The sequence below is a fragment of the uncultured Lutibacter sp. genome (assembly GCF_937891065.1).
Lineage (GTDB): Bacteria > Bacteroidota > Bacteroidia > Flavobacteriales > Flavobacteriaceae > Lutibacter.
This window is the reverse complement of record NZ_CALAEQ010000167.1, coordinates 1-7,117: the sequence shown is the minus strand read 5'-3', so window position 1 is coordinate 7,117 and position 7,117 is coordinate 1. Positions and strand designations below refer to the sequence as shown.

Sequence of the window (7,117 nt, the reverse complement as noted above, 5' to 3'; positions counted from 1 at the left end):
ACTTAGGTGCAATAAAATCCAACTTCTAATAATTTCAAGACTCGCTTTTCCAATATATAAAAATAACTGAGCAAACAGTATTAGATAAATAAAGTTGACGTCTTGATTTTTTATACCAACATCTACTACACTTTGCGTTAAAAACGGAAGAATTAATTGTAATAAACTACCTGCCAGTAAGCCAACTATTAATTGAACAATAAACTTTTTATATTTAAACAAGTATTTAAAAATAAAACTGAAGCCAAAAGGTTCGTCTTCCTCAAATTCTTCTTTATAAAATAATGGCGTTGGTTCTACCAAAAGAGCAATACCTTCTTCAGTGTTTTCATCGGCATTATTACCAATCCAATGATTGATAAATTCAACCTTTGTATATGTTATTAATCCGTGAGCTGGATCGGAGATGTAAACTATTCCTTTTTTAATTTTATATACAACCACGTAATGGTTTTTATTCCAATGTATAATACAAGGCAGTGTAGCTTCTAATAAATTACTAAATGTAAGTTTAACCCCCAGAGAACGAAAGCCCATTTTCTCAACAGCTTCACTTAATCCTAGTAAACTACTACCTTCTCGTGTAGTTTCGCTTAACGTACGTAATTGTTGTGTATTAATAATTTTACCATAATATTTGGCAATAATTTTAACACAAGTAGGACCGCAATCTTTAGCTTCGGTTTGTTTGTAGTAAGGGAATTTTTGCATTAAAAAGGGATCATAAATTAAGAAATTTAATTTTTGTATGAAAAGGAATTGTTAAAAATTATCTAAGTTAGAATTAATATTAAAAAGCAATCCATTTTCTGAAAATCCATTAATTATAAATAGATATTCATTAGAAAATTCATTAGTTGGAATTTTAATAAAAACTTCACCATTTTCATTAGTTTGAAGATTATTTTTCCAATCTATTTCTGACCAACTATACGCTTCTTTTGTGTACATGTTATATTGTGGTTTGTAATAATTAGTTGCTCTATCAAACCCTGTAAGTAATATAAGTTCTTCGTATAGGTTTTCATTAGCCTCTTCAAAGTATTTATGATTTCCTTTTTTGAGGTAAATTTTAATAATTCCGCCTGTACCATCAATACCACCACCTGCACCAGATTTATTAATTAAAATTTCATCAATATCTTTCATACTCAATTCCTTTAACTTTTCAATATCACCATCACGGTTTAAACTTGTATTATCTAAATATATTTTAGGAGGGTATGTATTATCTGGATTCATATTTTTACCTGCGAAAGTAACACGTGCATTTCTAAGAGAAATAAAATATCTACCCAAAGCAGTTCTTTTTATATAACCTAAAGATGTAAAGTATTCAAATACTGTTTGAAACGTTGTTTCCATACGTTCTGTCACTTTTTTATTTTGATAAAAACCTGCAGCAATTATAGTATGTTTATGTGCCAACTCACTTTCTTTATCATAAAAAGTTTTCTCCTTTTTTGAAACAACGGTTTTAAGTGTAATTTGGTCTAGCACTTCAATATTAGGGTATAATTTATAGTTGATTACAGCTAGGTTTTCTGAAGTTGCTATTAAGTTATTATTAACTACATAATCAGGTTTTATATAATTAGTAATAAGAGGCTTGTAATTTTTTGTTTCTGGTTTGTCTTTAATAAAACTAATTTGAGTAGGCTTTACTATAGGTTCCCCTTTTTTTATTAAGGCAATTTTTACGTTATCACCTTTGTAAGCATATACATTTTTAAAATGGAACTCTTTATGTTCATTGAATTTACTAAAATCAACTAGTCTATTTTCTTTTGATAACATTCCAATATCATACCCTTTTTTAATTTTTTTTAGGGTTCCTTTCACTGTAAATCCACTTTCAAAATCAACTGTTTTATTAGGGTTTACCTCTTTAATTTTTTCCTCTAAAGAATAGGTGCTCCAACCTTGATTTAATAATAATAAATCTAAATGTTGAGCCTCTTTAGCACTTCCATTTTTAAAATAATAAGCAGGGTTTTCAACTTTACCCTTGATGTATGGGGTTAATAAGAAAGCACTTTTAATAGTTTGGTTTTCGTGAAATGATTTTGAATTCTTTGGCTGTATAGATAGGCTTAATTGAGCACTAATTGGATCTAATGTTGAATTGATTGTTCTAATTTTAAAACTCGTAGAATCATTTTCAGTTTCAAGCTCATCAATTAATATAGCTGTTTGTTTTTCTTGCTTATTCACAAAAAATTTTCGCTCCGAAACGGGTTGGTAGTTTTTAAATAAAGTAACAACGTTTACTCCATGTTGCATTTTACTTTTATCAAAAAACAACTCTTGTTGCGTTTCTTCAATGTTTTTCAAGGTTAAAGTTACAACTTCATTTATGGTATTATTTCGGTAAAAAATCAATGCTAATGAATCTTTTCTTAATATAGGTAAAGAAGCTTTATTTGTTTTGAGTATTAGTTTTAAATCATCACTAACTGAAGTGTTATCGATGCTAAATATAATTCCGATTTCTTTTGGCTTTGGTAAACTTATTTTTTGAGTTGTATTATTAATGGAAATTATTGCAGTGTATATTTCTCCTTTATACGGGGTAAAGCTACACTTGCTCATCCCAAATTTATTTCCTGTAAAATTTATAATTTCTTCTTCTTTAGCATTTATAATTTTTCCGGTAAAGGTTAAACCCGCATTATTAATTAGGGCTTTTATTCCAATAACATTTTCTACATCTTCTAATAAGTAGCCACTTTCTGGAAATACTTGAATGTCGTAATTAGCATTTCCATTAGTATTATTTATAAGTTGTTTCTCAGAAGGATTTATAATTTCAATTTCTTGAATAAATAAATTCTCTTCACCAAAATTCCGCATATAATTTGTAAAGCCTTGAATGAAGTATTTACCAGTTACTAAGTTGTTATCTAATAAGAAATCTCCACTTCCAACACCATTTTGGATAAAAATGGTTTTTTGTTGAATTAAATCTCCCTTGAGATTAATTAAATTAATATGGAGGTTACTAGTATAAATTGAGGGTTTATTTTCAGCGTCTTCAGCAACATAAGCTGTTATCCAAATTGTTTCATTTGTAAAATAAATAGATTTATTTAAATGTAAAAAAACCTTTTCTCTGTATAAAGTGTTTTCCTGAAGAGGTTTAATAATTGTATTAAAAACCGTTTCTTGGGCGAAAATGGACGTGTAACATACAGCAAATAGAATAGTTAAGTATATAAGTTTAGTTTTCATTATTTATTACATTTAATTAGCAAGTTTTACTTTTACTTTTTCAGACCACCTGATTAAGTTTTGGAAACTTGTGCCTTTATTGGTGTCTGCAGCCATTTTTTTAATGATTAAAGTAGCTTCATTAAATTTTTGTTCACATAAAATTTTAGCTTCTTCAAAAGACCTGTTTTTAGAAAGCTCTGTTTTTAATTCTCTGTTATAAATTTCGTAAACATCAAAAATTAAATTGATGTACATAAGTTTATGATTGATACGATTGTATGAGCAAAAAGAGGCGTTTCTATCAAACAAAGTTTTGGTGCTAAATTGTGTTTCTCCTAATTTGTTAGTATATGCATCTAACATATAGCTAAAATTTAATTGTTCATCAATTTCAGATTTATTAGATTTTTGTTTAAATTCTGATATAGAAAAAGCTTCTTTGTCAACTGCTTTTGTAGCACCTTGTTTATAAGCTTTGTGGTCTATAGTACTTTCTTTATTTTTCAATAAACTTAACTTAATATCTTGCCATTTTAAGGACTTATTTTCTTGCCAAGTGATAATTGAAGGGCGTATGAATTGTAAATACTCTGAAGGGATTGAGGTGTTGTAATTAATTAAATATCCGTATTTCTTAAAAAAATCTATAGACATTTTCTCCTTATAACTCTTCGGAAATTGATAATTTAAACTCCAAAATTCATCTGATGCTTGTAATGCTCTAATTTTATCATAATCATTATTAAAGTTTATATTATTCGTAAAATAAGGAGCATTAAAAGAGGTATTATAATCGTAAAAATAGAGAAGTGAATGCGATGTAATAATTTCAAAATTATCTTTAGAACGATAATTCATTTTAAACTCAAAATCTAATGATTGGATTTTATCATAATCATTAGGGTTAAAATTAATATTCAACAGCATACTTTTTGGAGTTACAGTATCGTCTTCAATTATAGATGATAACCTATCGGTTATTAAATTTTCACCACTTACTATTATTTTTTTAATGATTAATTGTTCTTTATTAAAAATAATAGTACCTGATAAAAGCCTACCGTTTTTTTTCTTAGGCATAAATGAAATTGAAATATCTTCTAAGTTACAGGAAATACACTCATCAATTTTTATAAGATACTTACCTTTAATAGCACTTAAAGATAAATTACCAGGATATAAAGGTAGTATTTGGTTGTGCTTTTTAAAAAATTGAAAATCTTTTAAAATATCAGTATTGTTTAAACTATAAAACGGGAAACTTGCATTTTGACCAAAGCGACCACTTTTTAATTTTAAATCTATTATTCCTTTTGATACATTGTGCTTGCTATTATAAAACCCTTCAATAGTTTCTATTGGAATACCTCTTGCTGATGAGGTTAACGAAAGAAATACTTTACTTTTAGTAATTGTTTGTTTGTTTCTATACTTCTTAATTAAATTATTTAAGAGGTTGTAGGTATAGTTTTTATCTTTTTTTGCAACAACTAAAACTTGATTTAAACGAAATGTATTTGGAGTTAAATAAAACTTTGACTTCTCCCTAAAATAGGATACCGCAACTTTTTTAGTTTTAAATCCAATAAATCTAATTTCTAAAGAATCTAAAATAAACTTATCAGAAACTTCAAATTTCCCATCTTCATTAGTAATAGTATAATAGTTATTGTTACTTATAATTTTCATGGTTGCGTACGGTAGTGAAGTTTTCGTCTCTCTATCAAAAATAAAACCTTCAATAATTGTTTGAGAGAAAGAAAATGAAAATGATAATACAAATAAAAGAAATGTAATTTTTTTCATAGATGACTTGGTTTTAAAATTTGATGGATTTAATTATTCTTTCTTTTTTAAAATAATATATATAAAAACAAGCAATAATTACATGAATTATTACTTGTTTGCAATGAGAGAAGTCCCACACTTTTTAGCTAAAAATATTATTTACGGCGCTAAAATTTCACAACGTATATCACAGCCAAGAGCTGTTATACATTCTGATGGACAATCTATTACACCTCCATTAATAGATTTTTGTTCAGCCTTACTTAAAGCTTTTCCTAAATTTAAAAATTGTTTTTTCATAATAAAAAAATTTATAATTATATTTGCCTTGAACATTTAAAGACACTCAAGGTTTGTGTCTATTCTTCGCGAGAGAATATTGATTATTTCTCAATGATTAATTTAACTCTTCGAGTATTAACTCTTTCAATTTAGGGTCTGAAGGTTTATAGGCATTGGCATCTATTATTTTACCTTCTTTATCAATTAATATAAATCTTGGAATTCCTCTTAAAATGTATTCTTTAAAAAAGGGAATATCATTATCAGGAGAAAAGAGCTGAAGACCACCCAACTCTTTTTCTTTTACCATTTTTCTAAATCGTTCTTTGGTGTCGCCATAACAGATACTCACTAAGTAAATTTCTTTATTCCTAAACTCTTTTTCCAATTCTTTTAATGCAGGCATTTCTTGCACACAAGGAATACACCAAGTTGCCCAAATATCAATATAAACCAATTTCCCCTTTAAATCTTTGAGTCTTACTAATTTGTCATTAATATCATATAACTCAAATGTAGGGGAAATAGCTCCTTTAGATAATTTTTTAAGGTTTAAGTAAGTTTCTTCAATTTCATTACGATACTCTTCGTTTTTTTCAATTGACATATATTTGCTATAAACTTCATCTAGGTTTTTTGTCCTATTTATTGCAAACTTCATTGTAGTATATGCTAGTTCATCTTTAATCTTTTGATTATTAATTTCAGTATCAATGATTTCAAATGATGCTAAGGTATTATTCCACTCATACTTGTTTTTATATAGTTTAAATCCTACAAATGAGCCTACATAATTTAAATAATTAGGGTGCATTAGCAATTTTTCATTTGATAAAAAAGAGTTATTAAAATTATATGAAAAGTTGTCTGAAACTTGAAAATCATTATTCCCAATAAAAGAACCTCTTCCTTGTCTATATCTATTTAATAACTTTACCCTATCATTTTCTAATACAAAAGATTCGCAAAAGTTAAAATCTTTATCAAGGTTTTTATATGTTTTAAAAAAATTAGTTTTTGTTGTATATATAGAATCAGACACCTTTAAAAAATCTTCTTCATTTAGACTTAAATAGTCTCTGTAATTTATAAAATTTGTGTCAAATTCTTTTTTTTGATATAAATAATTGTTTTCATTGGCTCCAATTCCTTTAAAAGACAGGGTAGCCTCTTTTTCATGATATACTATTTTTGCAACTAAATTAAATGAATGACGTAAATACAATTGTTTTGTTGTATTCCAGTCACCTAAAAAATAATATCCATTAGGAATAAATAATGTATCCTTAAATGAATTATCTGCAGAAAGATAAATTGTTTTTATAGGTTTGTGATTTTTATTGAGTAGTTGCAAGCTATCAACAATAGGATTTACAACTATTCCCGAAAAAACAACATAATTAATTTGCTCTTTATTTTTGGAACAATTAATTAATACTATTGACATAAGAAATATAAATAGTTTTGATATTTTCATAAGGCTTTGAATTTTTGAAGTTGAGTTAACTACTAGTTAAAATATTAATATTGAAACTAGTAGTTTAAATTAATAATTATAGTTCAGCACAATAATGCCAACCTGGGTAGCCTCCACAATATCTTGTTAAACAATTACTTGATGAACAACCCCAATCGTGACCGCTCAAACTACCACACTGATCTGTACAACGATAGTCCATTTCCCCTCCATTAATTTGTTTTTGTTCTTCCCTACTTAAAGCTTCTCCTAAGTTTAAAAATTGTTTTTTCATAATTAAAATATTATAAATTATATTTGCTGTGAACATTTAAAGACACTCACAGTTTGTGTCTATTCTTCGCGAGAGAATATTGT

The 7,117-nt window shown here is 27.0% G+C and carries 6 protein-coding genes; all 6 read right to left on the bottom strand.

Annotated features, from left to right (window positions below; genetic code table 11):
- Window positions 1–711, bottom strand: a 711-nt coding sequence (locus Q0352_RS09340) for a cysteine peptidase family C39 domain-containing protein (RefSeq protein ID WP_299526984.1), incomplete at its 3' end; no start/stop codon positions are given.
- Between the two features lie 51 nt (window positions 712–762).
- Entirely contained in the window at window positions 763–3,231 is a 2,469-nt protein-coding gene (locus Q0352_RS09335; RefSeq protein WP_299526982.1) for a hypothetical protein, read from the bottom strand.
- Between the two features lie 12 nt (window positions 3,232–3,243).
- The gene (locus Q0352_RS09330) at window positions 3,244–5,019 is read right to left on the bottom strand and encodes a carboxypeptidase-like regulatory domain-containing protein (protein ID WP_299526980.1); all 1,776 of its coding nucleotides are present in this window, start codon (window positions 5,017–5,019) and stop codon (window positions 3,244–3,246) included.
- A 141-nt stretch (window positions 5,020–5,160) separates the two neighbouring features.
- Window positions 5,161–5,301: a hypothetical protein gene (locus Q0352_RS09325; RefSeq protein ID WP_299526978.1), complete on the bottom strand. Its 141-nt coding sequence runs from the start codon at window positions 5,299–5,301 to the stop codon at window positions 5,161–5,163.
- 97 nt (window positions 5,302–5,398) lie between these two features.
- Window positions 5,399–6,730: a TlpA disulfide reductase family protein gene (locus Q0352_RS09320; RefSeq protein WP_299526976.1), complete on the bottom strand. Its 1,332-nt coding sequence runs from the start codon at window positions 6,728–6,730 to the stop codon at window positions 5,399–5,401.
- Window positions 6,731–6,836: 106 nt separating this feature from the next.
- Entirely contained in the window at window positions 6,837–7,034 is a 198-nt protein-coding gene (locus Q0352_RS09315) for a hypothetical protein (RefSeq protein WP_299526974.1), read from the bottom strand.
- Between the last annotated feature and the right edge of the window lie 83 nt (window positions 7,035–7,117).

What these genes read in the sequence shown, in the direction of transcription:
- Q0352_RS09335 (WP_299526982.1), bottom strand. Translation starts at nt 3,231, where the DNA reads ATGAAAACTAAACTTATATACTTAACTATTCTATTTGCTGTATGTTAC.
- Q0352_RS09330 (WP_299526980.1), bottom strand. Translation starts at nt 5,019, where the DNA reads ATGAAAAAAATTACATTTCTTTTATTTGTATTATCATTTTCATTTTCT.
- Q0352_RS09325 (WP_299526978.1), bottom strand. Translation starts at nt 5,301, where the DNA reads ATGAAAAAACAATTTTTAAATTTAGGAAAAGCTTTAAGTAAGGCTGAA.
- Q0352_RS09320 (WP_299526976.1), bottom strand. Translation starts at nt 6,730, where the DNA reads ATGTCAATAGTATTAATTAATTGTTCCAAAAATAAAGAGCAAATTAAT.
- Q0352_RS09315 (WP_299526974.1), bottom strand. Translation starts at nt 7,034, where the DNA reads ATGAAAAAACAATTTTTAAACTTAGGAGAAGCTTTAAGTAGGGAAGAA.